8 protein-coding genes and 2 rRNA genes are annotated in these 15302 nt (G+C 60.5%); 3 read left to right on the top strand and 7 right to left on the bottom strand.

What is annotated here, in order from left to right; all coding sequences use genetic code 11:
* Positions 1 to 18 precede the first annotated feature (18 nt).
* Positions 19 to 1329 (bottom strand): alkaline phosphatase PhoX, encoded by a 1311-nt coding sequence (locus tag WYH_RS14675; RefSeq protein ID WP_046905232.1) that lies wholly within the window; start codon positions 1327 to 1329, stop codon positions 19 to 21.
* Between the two features lie 83 nt (positions 1330 to 1412).
* Complete coding sequence (locus WYH_RS14670; protein WP_046904418.1) at positions 1413 to 1871, bottom strand: MgtC/SapB family protein; 459 nt, start codon at positions 1869 to 1871, stop codon at positions 1413 to 1415.
* A gap of 125 nt (positions 1872 to 1996) precedes the next feature.
* Between WYH_RS14670 and WYH_RS14665 the strand changes: the two genes are divergently transcribed.
* A complete protein-coding gene (locus WYH_RS14665) occupies positions 1997 to 5596 on the top strand; it encodes a hydantoinase B/oxoprolinase family protein (protein WP_046904417.1) in 3600 nt (1199 codons plus the stop codon).
* On the opposite strand, the gene WYH_RS14660 is transcribed toward WYH_RS14665, so the two are convergent.
* The 3 genes from WYH_RS14660 to fumC all read right to left on the bottom strand — a co-directional run bounded on the left by WYH_RS14660 (position 5593) and on the right by fumC (position 10980).
* Positions 5593 to 6606, bottom strand: coding sequence for a phytase (locus WYH_RS14660; protein WP_046904416.1), 1014 nt, complete (start codon positions 6604 to 6606; stop codon positions 5593 to 5595). The genes WYH_RS14665 and WYH_RS14660 overlap by 4 nt on opposite strands.
* The gene (locus WYH_RS14655) at positions 6606 to 9443 is read right to left on the bottom strand and encodes a TonB-dependent receptor (protein ID WP_046904415.1); all 2838 of its coding nucleotides are present in this window, start codon (positions 9441 to 9443) and stop codon (positions 6606 to 6608) included. The genes WYH_RS14660 and WYH_RS14655 overlap by 1 nt, the downstream gene beginning before the upstream one ends.
* Before the next feature lie 145 nt (positions 9444 to 9588).
* Positions 9589 to 10980: a class II fumarate hydratase gene (gene fumC, locus WYH_RS14650; RefSeq protein ID WP_046905231.1), complete on the bottom strand. Its 1392-nt coding sequence runs from the start codon at positions 10978 to 10980 to the stop codon at positions 9589 to 9591.
* Positions 10981 to 11254: 274 nt separating this feature from the next.
* Here fumC and WYH_RS14645 point away from each other — a divergent pair, with 274 nt between their 5' ends.
* Together WYH_RS14645 and WYH_RS14640 are read left to right on the top strand one after the other, a co-directional pair.
* Positions 11255 to 11461 carry a hypothetical protein gene (locus WYH_RS14645; RefSeq protein WP_082348021.1) on the top strand — a complete coding sequence of 69 codons (207 nt, stop codon included), beginning with the start codon at positions 11255 to 11257 and terminating at the stop codon, positions 11459 to 11461.
* Positions 11462 to 11527: 66 nt separating this feature from the next.
* A complete protein-coding gene (locus WYH_RS14640; protein ID WP_046904414.1) occupies positions 11528 to 11788 on the top strand; it encodes a hypothetical protein in 261 nt (86 codons plus the stop codon).
* A 402-nt stretch (positions 11789 to 12190) separates the two neighbouring features.
* Here the strand turns inward: WYH_RS14640 and rrf are convergent.
* Both rrf and WYH_RS14630 read right to left on the bottom strand, forming a co-directional pair.
* A 5S ribosomal RNA gene (gene rrf / locus WYH_RS14635) occupies positions 12191 to 12305 on the bottom strand.
* Between the two features lie 118 nt (positions 12306 to 12423).
* Positions 12424 to 15215 (bottom strand): 23S ribosomal RNA (locus tag WYH_RS14630).
* Positions 15216 to 15302: the final 87 nt, after the last annotated feature.

The following is a 15302-nucleotide window of genomic DNA, read 5'->3' as shown; positions in this document are numbered from 1 at the left end:
GGCGAGAGGAGCGTGAGGCTAGGCCGCCCAGGGCCCGGTTATCGCCACTGTCCGCGCCGGGCTGTACAGATTGACGAACAGCGTCTTCCCATCGGGGGAGAAACAGGCCCCCGCCCATTCGGTCTGTTCGCGCAGCAGGGCCAGCGTATAGGCCGTGCCATCGGGCGTGATGCCGCGCAGATGGTTCTGCGCCTCGTCGCTATACTGATCCTCGCACACGATCAGATGGCCGTTGGGGCCGATGGTCAGGTTATCGCCATAATTGAACTGTTCTGCACTCTCGCTTTCGAAGAACAATTGCAGCCCGTCCGCACCGTGAATGCGCGGGACGAGGCGGAAGATCTGCCCCAGCCCGGCCTTGCCGCCGCTGGTGCAGCAGAAATACAGTTCCCCATCGCCCATATGCAGCCCCTCCCCGCGGGCGAACAGGGTGGCCCCGGCCTTTGCACCGCGTAGCCGCAAATCATCTTCCGGCGCTTCCACATCATCCAGCGTGATCCAGCGCGCGCCGTGCCATTCCCCCACGGCCATGGAGGCGGTATCGAAATTGCGCGTATCGGGCAGGCCGTCGATCGCCAGCGCCTGCAGGCTGCCTCCATCGGCCAGCTTGCCCGGATGGACCGGCACATAGCGATAGAACAGGCTGTCGTTGCGATCTTCGGTCATATAGACAATGCCCGTAGCCGGATCGACGCAGGCCGCTTCGTGATTGAACCGGCCCATCGCCTTCAGCGGCACGGGATCAACTGGCCCGGTGGCGGCCGCCGGCACTTCGAATACCCAGCCATGCACCTTGTTGATCCTGCCGTCCGGCGTGGACAGATCCTCTTCACAAGTCAGCCAGCTGCCCCAGGGGGTGATGCCGCCGGCGCAATTGCGGATCGTGCCGTTCAGCGAACGGAACTGCTTTTCCACCGCCAGCGTCCTGGCATCCAGCACGATTGTGGTGGTGCCGCCCGCCAGTGGCACAAGGCTGCGTGCAACCGTGTCATAAGCAGGGCCGGAGGCGCCGCCATTATCATGCCGGGCCTGCAATTCATGATTGCGGACCAGCGCGATCTTGTCATTGCCCAGGTCGAAACAGCCCATTCCGTCCGCCGCATCCGGCACGGTGGCGCCATCGTCCATCGGATCGCCCAGCGTGGAAAGAACGCGATAGGAAAAACCTTCGGGCAAATCGATCATGCCAGCCGGATCGGGCTGCAACGGGCCGTAATCCCAGCCGCCGGACGCCGTGCTGACCACATTGTTGCGCGCGCAGCCGCTGGCCGCCAGTGCGGCAAAGGCTGTGCCCGTGGCACGCAGGAAATCGCGACGATCGGCAATCATGGGAAATTCCTCCTCCGCCATGCGTGGCCGCAAAGACCGGCCAAGGTCAATGGCAAAGCTGCAACGCTGTCGACTGGCCGGGCCTAGCGCGGCGGGATGAACCGATCTTCCACGAAACCGATCACGGTCAGCAGCACCAGCCCGATCACGGTTGCGGCGGCCACCAGCGGCCATTGCCCCGCCCCGCAGGCAATACCGATCATCGCCGTCAACCAGAGATAGGCGGCGGTGGTGACGTTCTTCAATTTGCCCTTGGAGAGAATGACCAGCCCTGCCCCGACAATGCCGAGAAATGCCCCTGCCGCCTCGAAAATGCGCAGCGGGTCCATGCGCTGCCCATCCAGTTGGAAATAGAGCGCAAGGGCGGAAACGGTCATGGCCGCACTGGCAAAACAGATGATCCCGTGCGTGCGCAGCCCGGCGGCATGGCCCCGCAATTCGCGGTCCAGCCCCAGCAGCAGGCCAAGCGCGGCCGCCGCAGCCAGCCGGATAATCAGATCCACATCCACCCAGTGGATCAGCGTCGGTTCGTTCAAGATCATCGTCTCAACAGGCCATCCTGACAGGGGCGTTCGCTCTCTTGCGAAATCAGCGTTCAAGGGCGGAAATTGGTTCCACCGCCCAGAAGCCGGTTGCCGATTTGCCGTCCCGGTCGTTAGCAACAATCATGACCTGGCAATTCTGGATCGATCGCGGCGGCACTTTTACGGATGTGGTTGCGCGTGATGGCGCGGGCGAACTGCACCGCATGAAGCTGTTATCCGACAATCCCGAACATTATGCCGACGCGGCGAGCGAGGCGATGCGGCGGCTGACCGGAACGCCAGCCGGCCCGTTGCCGCCCTCCGAATTGCGGCTGGGGACCACGGTGGCCACCAATGCCCTGCTGGAACGCAAGGGGGAGCCGGTGCTGCTGGCCATCACCCGGGGGCTGGGCGACGCGCTGCGTATCGGCACGCAGGAACGGCCGGATATCTTCGCGCGCGAGATAGTCCTGCCCGATCCGCTATATGCCGATATTGCCGAAATGCCGGAACGGATCGGCCCCGATGGTGCAATCATCCACCCGCTGGACGAGGATGGGGCGCGGCAACGCCTGCAGGCGGCCCATGACAGGGGATTGCGGGCCGTCGCCATCGTGCTGATGCACGGATATCGTTACCCCGCGCATGAACAGCGCCTGGCGGAGATCGCTGCCGAAATCGGCTTCACCCAGATTTCCACCAGTCACCGCGTCGCACCGCTGATCAAGCTGATCGCACGCGGCGATACCAGCGTGGTGGATGCCTATCTCTCCCCCGTGCTGCACCGGTATATCGCAGGGCTGGAAGCCGGCATGGGACCGGCGGTGCGCGCGCTCTACATGCAATCGAGCGGCGGACTGGCCGAAGGAAACAGCTTTCACGGAAAGGATGCGATCCTGTCCGGTCCGGCAGGCGGGATCGTGGGCATGGCTGCCGCTGCCCGCTCCGCCGGGCTGGATCAGGTGGTCGGCTTCGACATGGGCGGCACCAGCACCGATGTGTCCCACTGGGCCGGTGCCTTTGAAAGGGACAGCGAAACGCGGGTCGAAGGCCAGCGCATCCGCGCGCCGATGATGCGCATCCACACGGTCGCCGCCGGGGGCGGGTCCATCTGCCGCTTTGCCGGCGGCCGGTTCCAGGTCGGCCCCGAAAGCGCGGGCGCGGTTCCGGGCCCTGCCTGCTATCGCCGGGGCGGCCCACTGACCGTGACCGATTGCAATCTCATCCTCGGCCGGTTGCAGCCCGATTATTTCCCAAGCGTTTTCGGCCCCCATGCGGACCAGCCGCCCAGCCTTGCCGATGCCAGGGCGCGGATGGAGGAAGTGATCGCCGGGGCCGAAGCCGCGACCGGGCAAATATTCACCCCGGAACAGGCGGCGGAAGGTTTCCTGGCCATCGCCGTTGCCAATATGGCCAACGCCATCAAGGCAATATCGCTGAGGCGCGGGCATGACGTGACCCGCGCGGCGCTGCTGCCCTTTGGCGGGGCGGGCGGCCAGCATGCCTGCCGCGTGGCCGATGCGCTGGGCATCACGGAAATCCTGTGCCACCCGCTGGCCAGCGTACTGTCCGCCTATGGCATGGGCCTGGCCGATCGCCGCGCCCTGCGTGAAGTGACGGTGGACCGCCCGCTGGACGGCGAAACTCTGGAAGAGGTGAACCGGCTGGCCGAAACGCTCGGCACGGAGGCGGAGGCGGAACTGGCCCCGCGCGAGGAAGAAAGCGCCCACCGCGAATTGAGCCTGTTCCTCCGCCCGCCCGGCGCACAGAGCACGATCGAGGTTCCACCCGGTTCGATGGAAGAAATCGCGCGGGAATTCGACAAAAGATGGCGCGCGCAATTCGGCTTTGGCGCAAGCGGCCAGCCGGTGGTGGACATGCTGCGCGTGGAAGCAATCGTCAGCAGCGGCGCATCGCAATCCCTGCCCGCCCCCGATGCCGTTACCGCGCCCGAACCGGAACTGGTCCGGGCCTTTATCGGCGGCGAAAACCGGCAGGTGCCCGTTTATTCGCGCGGAATGCTGCCATCGGGCTTCACCCGGGCTGGCCCCGCTTTGGTGATCGACGACACTTCAACCTATGTCGTGGAACCGGACTGGGATTTCACTGTCGATCAGGCGGGCAATCTTTTGCTTTCGCGCAGCCGGGCGGCACGGGGCCATCAAGAGTCGATGACCAGCCGCGATCCGGTGAAGCTGGAAATCATGGCTTCGCTGTTCATGGCCGTGGCGGAAGAGATGGGCGCGGCGTTGCAGCATTCGGCGCGATCGGTGAACATCCGGGAAAGGCTGGATTTCTCCTGCGCCCTGTTCGACCGGGAAGGCGCGCTGATTGCCAATGCCCCGCACATGCCCGTCCATCTGGGTTCAATGGGTGAAAGCGTGCGGACAATCATGGCGAACAGGGGGAATGGCAGCGACAGGCGCGGAATGCGGCCGGGCGATGCCTATGCCCTGAACGCCCCCTATGCCGGCGGCACCCACTTGCCCGATATCACGGTGGTCATGCCCGTCTTTGCCGAAGATGGGGATGCGCAGCCGGCCTGGTTTGTGGCAGCGCGCGGCCATCATGCGGATATTGGCGGCATTGCCCCCGGTTCCATGCCTTCGCAAAGCCGTTCGGTCGAAGATGAAGGCATATTGCTGGACGATGTCCTGCTGGTCGATGAAGGGGATTTCCGGGAACAGGCGATGCGCGATCTGCTTTCCGCCGGCCCCCACCCCGCCCGCAATATCGAACAGAACATTGCCGATTTGCAGGCGCAGGTGGCATCCTGCACGCGCGGCGCGCGCGAATTGCGACGGATTGCGGCCGAACAGACCCGCGCCACGCTGGACGCCTATATGGGCCATGCGCAGGATGCCGCGGAAGAGGCGGTGCGCGAACTGCTGAAAGGCCTGACCGACGGCACGGCAATCTGCCCGATGGATAATGGCGCGCAAATCCATGTCGCCATCACGGTGGACGCCGAACGGGGCGAAGCCGTGATCGATTTCACCGGCACAAGCGGCCAATTGCCCGATAATTTCAACGCCCCGCTGCCCGTGGTCCGCGCCGCCGTGCTCTATGTGCTGCGCACCATGGTGGACGCGGCCATACCCATGAATGAAGGATGTTTGCGCCCGGTGCGGATTACCGTGCCCGTAGGATCCATGCTGAATCCGCGATATCCGGCCGCCGTGGTGGCGGGCAATGTGGAAACCAGCCAGATCATCACCGATGCGCTGTTTGCCGCATTCGGCGCCATGGCGGCCAGCCAGGGGACGATGAACAATCTGAGCTTCGGCAATGAAAGCCACCAATATTACGAAACCATCGCCGGCGGAGCGGGCGCCGGTCAAAATCGCGACGGCAGCGGGTTTCCCGGCGCCAGCGCGGTGCAGACCCATATGACCAATAGCCGCCTGACCGACCCGGAAGTGCTGGAAGCGCATTTCCCCGTGCGACTGGAAGAATTCGCGATCCGGCAGGGATCGGGCGGCGCGGGGAAATGGCAAGGCGGGGATGGCGTGCGCCGGGCAATCCGCTTCCTCGAACCGATGGAAGCCAGCATATTGTCGGGCAGACGACTGACTGCACCCTTCGGCCTGGCAGGCGGGGAAGATGCCGGGCCGGGCACGAACCGCGTGATACGCGCCGATGGCACGGCGCAGGAACTGGGCCCCACCGCCACCGTCACGCTCGAAACCGGCGACATGCTGGTTATCGAAACGCCCGGCGGCGGCGGGTTCGGGGCGAACTAGATCCCGAGCGCGTCCTTGATCGCCTTCCAGGAGACGAGCTTGAAGTTCTGCGCCTCCGCGCCGTTCTGCCCATCCTGTGCAACGAACAGGCCTTCGGGGAAATCGGGGCCGTAATTGCCTGCCACCAATTCGATCCCGTCTGTTTCCTCGGTCGAACCGAACTGCCCTTCGGCCACGCGGAAACGGCCGATCGGCGTGACATCCGGCAGGCTGAACACGGCATAGGCATTGTCGCCCTGGCTGGACGCAACCAGATTGCCGCCATCCGCGCCATCCGTGACCAGGGCCAGCCCTTCCACGTCGGCCACGAGATAGCGATTATCCACCGCGGCCACGATTTCGCCTTGCGTCTCATCCGGCGCGAAACGCCAGATGCCGCCCGCCTCTTCCCCGACATAGAGCGTGCCGTCACGCGGATCGACGACGCAGCCTTCTATCTGGGTGGGGATGGCCATTTCCCGCAATTTCTCGCTGCGCGGCGCAGCCTGCGACAGGTCCAGCCGATATTCGATGACAGTGCCGTGCTTCAGCGCGGAATAGGCGCGGGTTTCATCGCCCTTCTGCCACATGCAGAAGCCATAGCCTTCACCCTCCCCTCCATCGGCCTTGCCGAGGAAATTCAGCTCCGCCCTGTCCGTATCAAGCCGATAGATGCTGATCGCGGCCCGCACGGGATTGTCGCGATTGCTCGCCGCCACGATCACGCCATGACCCGGCGTTTCAACCAGCGCGACATTGTTGACGAGGCCGGCCGCCACGAAGCTCTTGCTCGCACCGTCCAGGCCATAGACGTGAAGGCCCGCCTTCTTGTCCGTCCCGATCACAAGGCTCGCGGCCGGGTTCGCGGCATTGTGCCACACCGCCGGATCGTCCGCCGCATCCGCATTGGCGGTGCCGACCGGCACTGTCTCCGCCGAAGCGGTGACGGCAACCGGAGGCAGGCCGGTGGGGGTCGTGGCACATCCGGCAAGAGCCGTTGCCAGGCTGAGGATTATCGCAACCTTACGCATCAGAAGTTCACCCGAACGCCGAATTTCATCGTCCACTTGTAACGCTCAAACTGGTAGTTGTTCTTCTGCCCGCCGAGCGTGTTATAGGCGAAATACTTGGCGTCGTTGATGTTGACCCATTCATAATACAGCTTGATATTTTCGGTAACGCGATATTTCGCGCTGAGATCGAGCTGGAAGTGATCGTCCACTATTCGGTCAGTAAGGGCATCGTCGCCCAGTTCGTCCAGATATTTGCTGCGGTATGTGCCCGACAGGCGAATATCGAACGGCCCCTTGTCGAAGCCGAGAACGATATTACCCGTATGTTTGGACGTGGACGGCAGGGTGACTTCGCGCAATTCCTGCGGATCGCCATCGGTCGGCACCAGGCCGGTGGCGTCAGTATAGGTATAATTCGCCTGCAACAGCAGCCCGTCCAGCGGTTCCGGCAGCATGGAAAACGCCTGGGAATAGCTCAGCTCCAGACCGTAGATCTCTCCGCTTTCACCGTTAAAGGGAATGGTCGCTTCATCATAGGCAATGCCGCGATACACGCCCGGATCATCGAGATTGATGTCATAGATGAAGTTCTTCACGTCCTTATAGAAGACGGCAGCACTGATCGCGCCATTACTGCTCAGATAATATTCGAGCGAGGCGTCGAAATTCCACGCCTTGTAGGGTTTCAGGTCCGGATTGCCGAACTCGCCTTGCCGTTCGCCCTCGTCATTCTCCTCGATCGAAAAACGCGGCGGCAGCTTGGACAGCTTGGGGCGAACCAGGCTCTTGTAACCGGCCAGGCGCAGGATCAGATCCTGCTGCGCGGACCAGCGAATATTCAGGCTGGGCAGCCAGTCCTCATAACTTCTGGCCGCATTGGTCGGGCTGACGATGACGGTGTCATCCTCGGCCACGTCGCCATTGGGCAGAGTGCCGTCTTCTTCGACAAGCAGGACTTCATTGGCACGGATCTGGTTGTCGGTATGTTCGTAGCGAAGGCCGCCAATCACGCGCAGCGTATCGCTATCCCAGCGGCCGAGCAGGTAACCGGCCATGATGTCTTCATCGACGGAATAATCGTCGATCGCGGAATCGAACAGCGTATCAGTCTCGGCGATCTCGAAATCGCCGATATTGGCGTAGAAATAATCCGTGCCCGCCGTCTTGTCGGCAACCGGGCCGATATTGGCGATGCGATAGGTCTGTTCGCCCAGCGCATCGGCCAGTGTCATATCGTCATTCTCGTAGAAGGTGACGTCCTTCGCGTAGCTCTTGGAACGCCAGCGCCCCTTGAAACCGGCCTGCACGGTGAAGCTTCCCGCATCCATCCAGAATTCACGGCCAAGATCAAAACGGGCCGAATATTCCTCGTCCTCCGCCAGGGAGAGATCGACGAATTCGATATCGTTGAGTTCATATTCGCCGGCATCGAAGAAATCCTCCGTGCTGCCGGACACGGAATAGAGCGGTCTGCGCGCGTCGCTGTAATCGACGATCACATCCAGGCCATCGCCTTCGAAATCCCGTTCAAACTGGATTGGATCCAGCGAGCCATCTTCCTTCTCGGAGGATTTGGCCCAGCTGGCGGAATATTCGGCCGTCCAGCCATCGGCTTCGGTCTTGCCGCCGGCAACCACGGTGCGGATCTTCTGGCTTTCAAAGCGGTCCTTTACGTCACGTTCAACCGTGAATTCCTGATCCGCGTCGGAATAGATCGCCGTGGCGCCATCGAAACTGCTGGGGCCGTCATCTTCGAAATCGCCGAAATCGAACGTGGTGCGGCGGCGATATTCCTGATCGTCGAACTGGCTGTAAATGCCTTTGACATAGAGTTCGGTGCTGTCTCCCACCCGGAAATCGAAGCCCAGAGTGGCGCTGATACGCTCGCGCTCCACATCGTAATCGCGATACTGGATCTCTGTGGCGAACGGGCCGCCAGCGGATTCTTCCCAGCCATCGGTTTCGATATTGTCGGTTTCGAACTTGCGCTTGTAATAGGAAATGCCGCCCGAAACGCCGACATTCTCGCCCAGCCTCGTGGCGAAATCGACACTGCCCTTCGGCGTCAATTCGCCAGAATAATCATTATAGCTGCCTTCCAGCTTGCCGGTCAGCAGGCTCTTCCGGCGGTCGAAGGCGCTGGTGGTTTCAATCTCGATGGAGGCCCCGATCGTATCGGCATCCATGTCGGGGGTGAGCGATTTCTTCACCTCGATGGATTCGATGATGTCGGAAGAAATCACATCCAGCGCCACCGAACGGACATCCGATTCCGGCGATGGGACGCGCACGCCGTTGAGCGAGGTGGAATTGAGGTTCGGGTCAAGGCCGCGAACGGATACGAAACGCCCCTCGCCCTGATCGTTCAGCACATTGATGCCCGGCAGGCGGCGCAGGGATTCGGCCACATTCTGATCCGGAAACTGCCCGATGGCATCACGGCTCAGCACATCGCTGACGACATCGGATTCACGCTTGCGGGAAAGCGCGCTGGCCTGGTTTGCGCTCTGGCCGATCACCAGGATCGCCCCATCCGCGCCAGCCCCGCCCAGGGCAAAGTCTGCTCGCACCGTGCCGGTTCCCGGCACGTCGATGGTCAAGGTCTGCGGCTTCGCACCGACATAGCGCGCCACCAGCGTGTAAGTGCCCGCAGGCACATCGGGGAAACGAAAGCTGCCGTCCCGTTCGGAAACCGCCTCGCGGTTCAGTTCCACCAGGCGAATATTTGCAGATTGCAGCGATATCGTATCCGTCGTGTCGACCACGACACCAACCACTTCCCCGGCAAGAGCCGGGGTGGCCGCAAGCGCGCAAGCCGCCGCGCTGGTCGAAAGAAGCAAGCGGTTCAGTTTCATTCCTGGGAGCCCTCTGTTTCAATTGAGGGCGCCCTAGGGTCGGTGCGTGAAGCTCCCGCGACAGATTTGCTGCAATCCCATGACATGCGGCCACTGTTGCGACTTTGCATCGCCGCCAGTGGATATATGCGCCGCTGGGTCCCGCTCAGCGTGGCCCGATCATGTCTTCAGGGTGCACGATCCGGTCATATTCCTCTTCCGTCACATCCCCGCTCGCCACGGCCGCTTCGCGCAATGTGATGCCCTTCCAGTGCGCGGCCTTGGCAATCGCAGCGGCCTTGTCATATCCGATCTCGGGTGCCAGCGCCGTCACCAGCATCAGGGAATTCTGCACACCGCGCGCGATATTGTCCTCACGCGGTTCCAGCCCCATCAGCAGATTGGCGGTGAAACTGCGCACAGCATCACCCATCAGCCGCACGGATTGCAGGAAATTATAGGCCATTACCGGGCGATAGACGTTGAGTTCGAACTGGCCCTGGCTATCGGCGAAAGTCAGCGTGGCCTGATTGCCGAAGATCTGCGCACAAACCTGCGTCAGTGCTTCGCACTGGGTCGGATTCACCTTGCCGGGCATGATTGAAGATCCGGGCTCGTTTTCCGGCAGGGCCAGTTCGCCAAGGCCCGATCGCGGGCCGGAGCCGAGCAGGCGAATATCATTGGCGATCTTGTAAAGCGCGGCGGCCAGCGAATTTATCGCACCGTGGCAGAACAGCAGCGCATCCTGTGCAGCCAAAGCCTCGAACTTGTTGGGCGCAGTCACGAAAGGAAGGCCCGTCACCTCAGCGATCCGCGCTGCGACTTCACCCGCAAATTCCTCCGGCGCATTCAGCCCGGTTCCCACCGCCGTGCCGCCCTGGGCAAGCTCATAGAGGCCCGGCAGTGTCGCCTCGATCCGCTCGATCCCGGCCGCGACTTGCCGTGCATAACCGGAAAACTCCTGCCCCAGGGTCAGCGGCGTGGCATCCTGCGTATGGGTCCGGCCAATCTTGACGATGCCCGACCAGCCCTTCGCCTTCGCTTCCAGCTTGTCCCGCATGTCGGCAAGCGCGGGCAGCAATTCCCCGGTGATCTGCATGGCGGCGGCGATATGGATGGCCGTAGGGAAAGTATCGTTAGAGGACTGGCTCCTGTTCACATGGTCATTGGGGTGGACCGGTTGTTTGGCACCCAGTTCCCCGCCAAGCATCAGGTTCGCGCGATTGGCGATCACCTCATTGGCATTCATATTGGTCTGCGTGCCCGATCCGGTCTGCCACACGACCAGCGGGAAATGCTCGTCCAGTTCCCCCGCGATCACCTGATCGGCGGCTTCTACAATCGCCGCCGCAAGATCCTCATCCAGCAGGCCGAGATAGGAATTGGCCAAGGCTGCGGAACGCTTGATGATGCCCAGGGCACGGATCACGGGGCGCGGCATTCGCTCCTCCCCGATGCGGAAGTTCTGCAGTGATCGCTGCGTCTGCGCGCCCCATAATTTGCCCGCAGGGACCGCGATTTCGCCCATCGTGTCACTTTCGATCCGCGTTCCGCTCATCTCTTCCTCCTGCATCGCCGCTCATGGACTGGAATGCTGCCAATCGTACCGCGTTCCTCCTGCAATTGCATCGCGGCCCGGCAGAATGGGATGAGAGGCATGGCATAAGGTTATTAGCCGGCCGCTGGCCGCTGCGCGATTGTGGCGGGCGCCTCCCCCAATCCGACACCGCGCGGAAGTTCTTGCACGCCCCTCGACATGTCGTGGCGACGAACTGTGGGAGAAGCGGCGGAGCCGGCTGGACGGCCTGTGCGGCACATTCTAGCGGCACGCCATGGCAATCATCGCGACCATCATGAACACCGCCACCGGGCGGCCGATCCAGAAAATGACCTTCGGCCGTATGCCGAAGCCCTGGGCCAGCTTCAATCTCGCCACCGGCGAACTGGTGACGGCGGAACGGGTCGATGTCGGCAAACCCGCTCCGGGCAAGTTCATCGCCCCTGTGGATGTGTGGGTCACTCTCAAATCGCCTGATTGAGCCCTAGCCTGCCCCTGCCCCGCACGGACCTTTGCCCCGGCGGCGCCATGCGCTAACGCCGGACAAATGTATTTCGACGATCTTCTGAACCGTTATTTCGGCAGCGCCGACATGGCGGAAGTGTCCCCGGCCATGCTTGAAGCAGGGCTGGACCGAATGCGTGTGGACTTCGGGCTGGAGAAAGACCGCCCGCGCCGCTTCGCCCTGTGGTCAGTGCTCTACATGGTCGGACATGCTCCGGACCTTGATACGGCGTTTCAGGATGAAGACGACCGCAACGCCGCCCGCAATTTGATGGATCTGCTGGACGTGGCCGAAGGCAAATAACCGATTAGCCGGTTAGGCGGGGAATGCGCTTGCCCTTGCGCCGGCTGGTCAGGTGAAAACGTCCACATCGGTCGCAGCGATAGATGCGCAGATCCAGATCCGATGCACAGGCAGCGTGAAGAGCGGCCCCTTCGGTAGGGAAAGCTCGCTTTTTGCGGCAGATGCTCAATCTTGTTCGCATCTCATTATCCCGCACCTTGCGGCATCCGCCGCTATCATGGGGTGCAGATATGACAAAACCCCGCTGAATCACAGCGGGGTTTGATCTCATATCTACTGATATGTCGGAAGTTTTGATCCCGCGTCTATCGTAAGAGACGCCAGGATTGAGGCTATTCGGTAAGGGTTAGCCTCATGAGATTGAGAATGGGTTTTTTTTCCGCGCGATACGCCGGCTGCAATGCCTGGCGGCGTCCTACTCTTCCAACGCTTGAGCGTTAGTACCATCGGCGCTGCCTGGTTTCACGGCCGAGTTCGAGATGGGATCGGGTGGGTCACAGGCGCTATGGCCACCAAGCAATGAAGCCGGCGTATTGCGGGTTTAAATCGATGACTGATGTTAGTTATCGGGCTGGATGATCCTCCGGATCAACAGCCGCCCTGCATGTGCAGGACTGACGTTGATGGTGGGATTCAACAAGCGCGAACAGAGTTATTAGGACCGGTTAGCTCCACACATTACTGCGCTTCCACACCCGGCCTATCAACGTGATGGTCTATCACGACTCGATGATTGCTAATCTTGAGGGAGGCTTCCCGCTTAGATGCTTTCAGCGGTTATCCCGTCCATACATAGCTACCCTGCTGCACCGCTGGCGCGATGACAGGTACACCAGAGGTATGTTCACCCCGGTCCTCTCGTACTAGGGGCAACTCCTCTCAACAATCGACGCCCACGGCAGATAGGGACCAAACTGTCTCGCGACGTTCTGAACCCAGCTCACGTACCACTTTAATTGGCGAACAGCCAAACCCTTGGGACCTGCTCCAGCCCCAGGATGTGATGAGCCGACATCGAGGTGCCAAACGATTCCGTCGATATGAGCTCTTGGGAATCATCAGCCTGTTATCCCCGGCGTACCTTTTATCCGTTGAGCGATGGCCCTTCCACAAGGGACCACCGGATCACTATGACCGACTTTCGTCTCTGCTCGATCCGTCGATCTCGCAGTCAGGCAGGCTTATGCCATTGCACTCTTGCAGCCGGTTTCCAACCGGCCTGAGCCTACCATCGCGCGCCTCCGTTACTCTTTAGGAGGCGACCGCCCCAGTCAAACTACCCGCCACAGAGGGTCCCTGTACCGGATAACGGTACGAGGTTAGACATCAGAAAACAGCAGGGTGGTATTTCACCTATGGCTCCACCAAGGCTGGCGCCCTGGCTTCAAAGCCTCCCACCTATGCTACACAACTCTTTCCTAATGCCACTCTGAAGCTGCAGTAAAGGTGCACGGGGTCTTTCCGTCTAACCGCGGGTACTCCGCATCTTCACGGAGAATTCAATTTCGCTGAGCATATCCTGGAGACAGTGGGGAAGTCGTTACGCCATTCGTGCAGGTCGGAACTTACCCGACAAGGAATTTCGCTACCTTAGGACCGTTATAGTTACGGCCGCCGTTTACTCGGGCTTCAATTCGGAGCTTGCACTCCTCCTCTTAACCTTCGAGCACCGGGCAGGCGTCAGACCCTATACGTCGTCTTGAAGCCGACTTAGCAGAGTCCTGTGTTTTTGCTAAACAGTCGCTACCCCCTGGCCTGTGCCCCCTGAAAAGAGTTGCCTCAATTCAGGGCCTCCTTCTTCCGAAGGTACGGAGGCAATTTGCCGAGTTCCTTCAGGATACTTCTCTCAAGCGCCTTGGTATACTCTACCTGACCACCTGTGTCGGTTTCGGGTACGGTCTATACGGTGGGGCTATTTCCTGGGACCACTTGGCTGCCCGATCAATCCGATAAGATCGAACAACTTCCACAATCCGTCACACACCACCAGGCCCACGAATATTAACGTGGTTCCCATCGACTACCCCCTTCGGGCTCGTCTTAGGGGCCGGCTCACCCTGCGCCGATTAGCGTTGCGCAGGAACCCTTGGTCTTTCGGCGAGAGGGCATCTCACCCTCTTTGTCGCTACTCATGTCAGCATTCGCACTTCCGATACGTCCACCGTCGGTTACCCTTCGGCTTCACTCGCTTACGGAACGCTCCGCTACCGCTCAGTACAAAGTACTGAACCCTAAGCTTCGGTGCATCACTTTAGCCCCGATACATTTTCGCCGCAGGATCTCTTATTTAGACCAGTGAGCTGTTACGCTTTCTTTAAAGGATGGCTGCTTCTAAGCCAACCTCCTGGTTGTTTTGGAAATCCCACATGCTTTCCCACTTAGTGATGACTTGGGGACCTTAGCTGTAGGTTAGGGCTGTTTCCCTTTTGACGACGGACCTTAGCACCCGCCGTCTGTCTGCCGGATAAGACTCGATGGTATTCGGAGTTTGGTTAGGTTTGGTACAGCTCGCGCCGCCCTAGCCCATCCAGTGCTCTACCCCCATCGGCATACATCCGACGCTCTACCTCAATAGATTTCGCGGAGAACCAGCTATTTCCCGGCTTGATTGGCCTTTCACCCCTAAACACAGCTCATCCGAGAATTTTTCAACATTCAACGGTTCGGTCCTCCAGTGCGTGTTACCGCACCTTCAACCTGGCCATGCCTAGATCGCCGGGGTTCGGGTCTAATGCATCATACTCTGTCGCCCTATTCAGACTCGCTTTCGCTGCGCCTACACCTAACGGCTTAAGCTTGCATGATACACTAAGTCACTGACCCATTATGCAAGAGGTACGCTGTCACTCCCTATGGAGCTCCAACTGCTTGTAAGCATTCGGTTTCAGGTACTGTTTCACTCCCCTAATCGGGGTGCTTTTCACCTTTCCCTCACGGTACTTGTTCACTATCGGTCATGTACGAGTATTTAGGCTTGGAGGGTGGTCCCCCCATGTTCAGACAGGATTTCACGTGTCCCGCCCTACTCGAGTCCTTTCACATCACTTTCACATACGGGGCTGTCACCCGCTATGGCCACTCTTTCCAAAGTGTTCTGCTAGTTGAATGAAAGGCACTGGCCTGGTCCCGGTTCGCTCGCCACTACTACGGGAATCTCGGTTGATGTCTTTTCCTCCGGGTACTGAGATGTTTCAGTTCCCCGGGTTCGCTTCACCAAAGCTATATATTCACTAAGGTGATACCTTATCCACCTCTCTCAAAACCCGATCGCTCGGACAATGAGAGAAATGGTGAAGGTGGGTTTCCCCATTCGGAAATCGCCGGATCAAAGTTTGCTCACAACTCCCCGACGCTTATCGCAGCGTGCCACGTCCTTCGTCGCCTGTACATGCCAAGGCATCCACCAAATGCTCTTACCTCACGCTTGAGAATCCACACCATCAACGACAAGCCTGCATAAAAGCCTGACGCCTGAAAATGGCGCGGAGGATAATCTCAGCCAGATATTACATCT

It is taken from the genome of Croceibacterium atlanticum (genome assembly GCF_001008165.2).
Classification (GTDB): Bacteria; Pseudomonadota; Alphaproteobacteria; order Sphingomonadales; family Sphingomonadaceae; genus Croceibacterium_C; species Croceibacterium_C atlanticum.
Note: the sequence above shows the minus strand (reverse complement) of the source record. Positions and strands in the feature narration are given on the sequence as shown.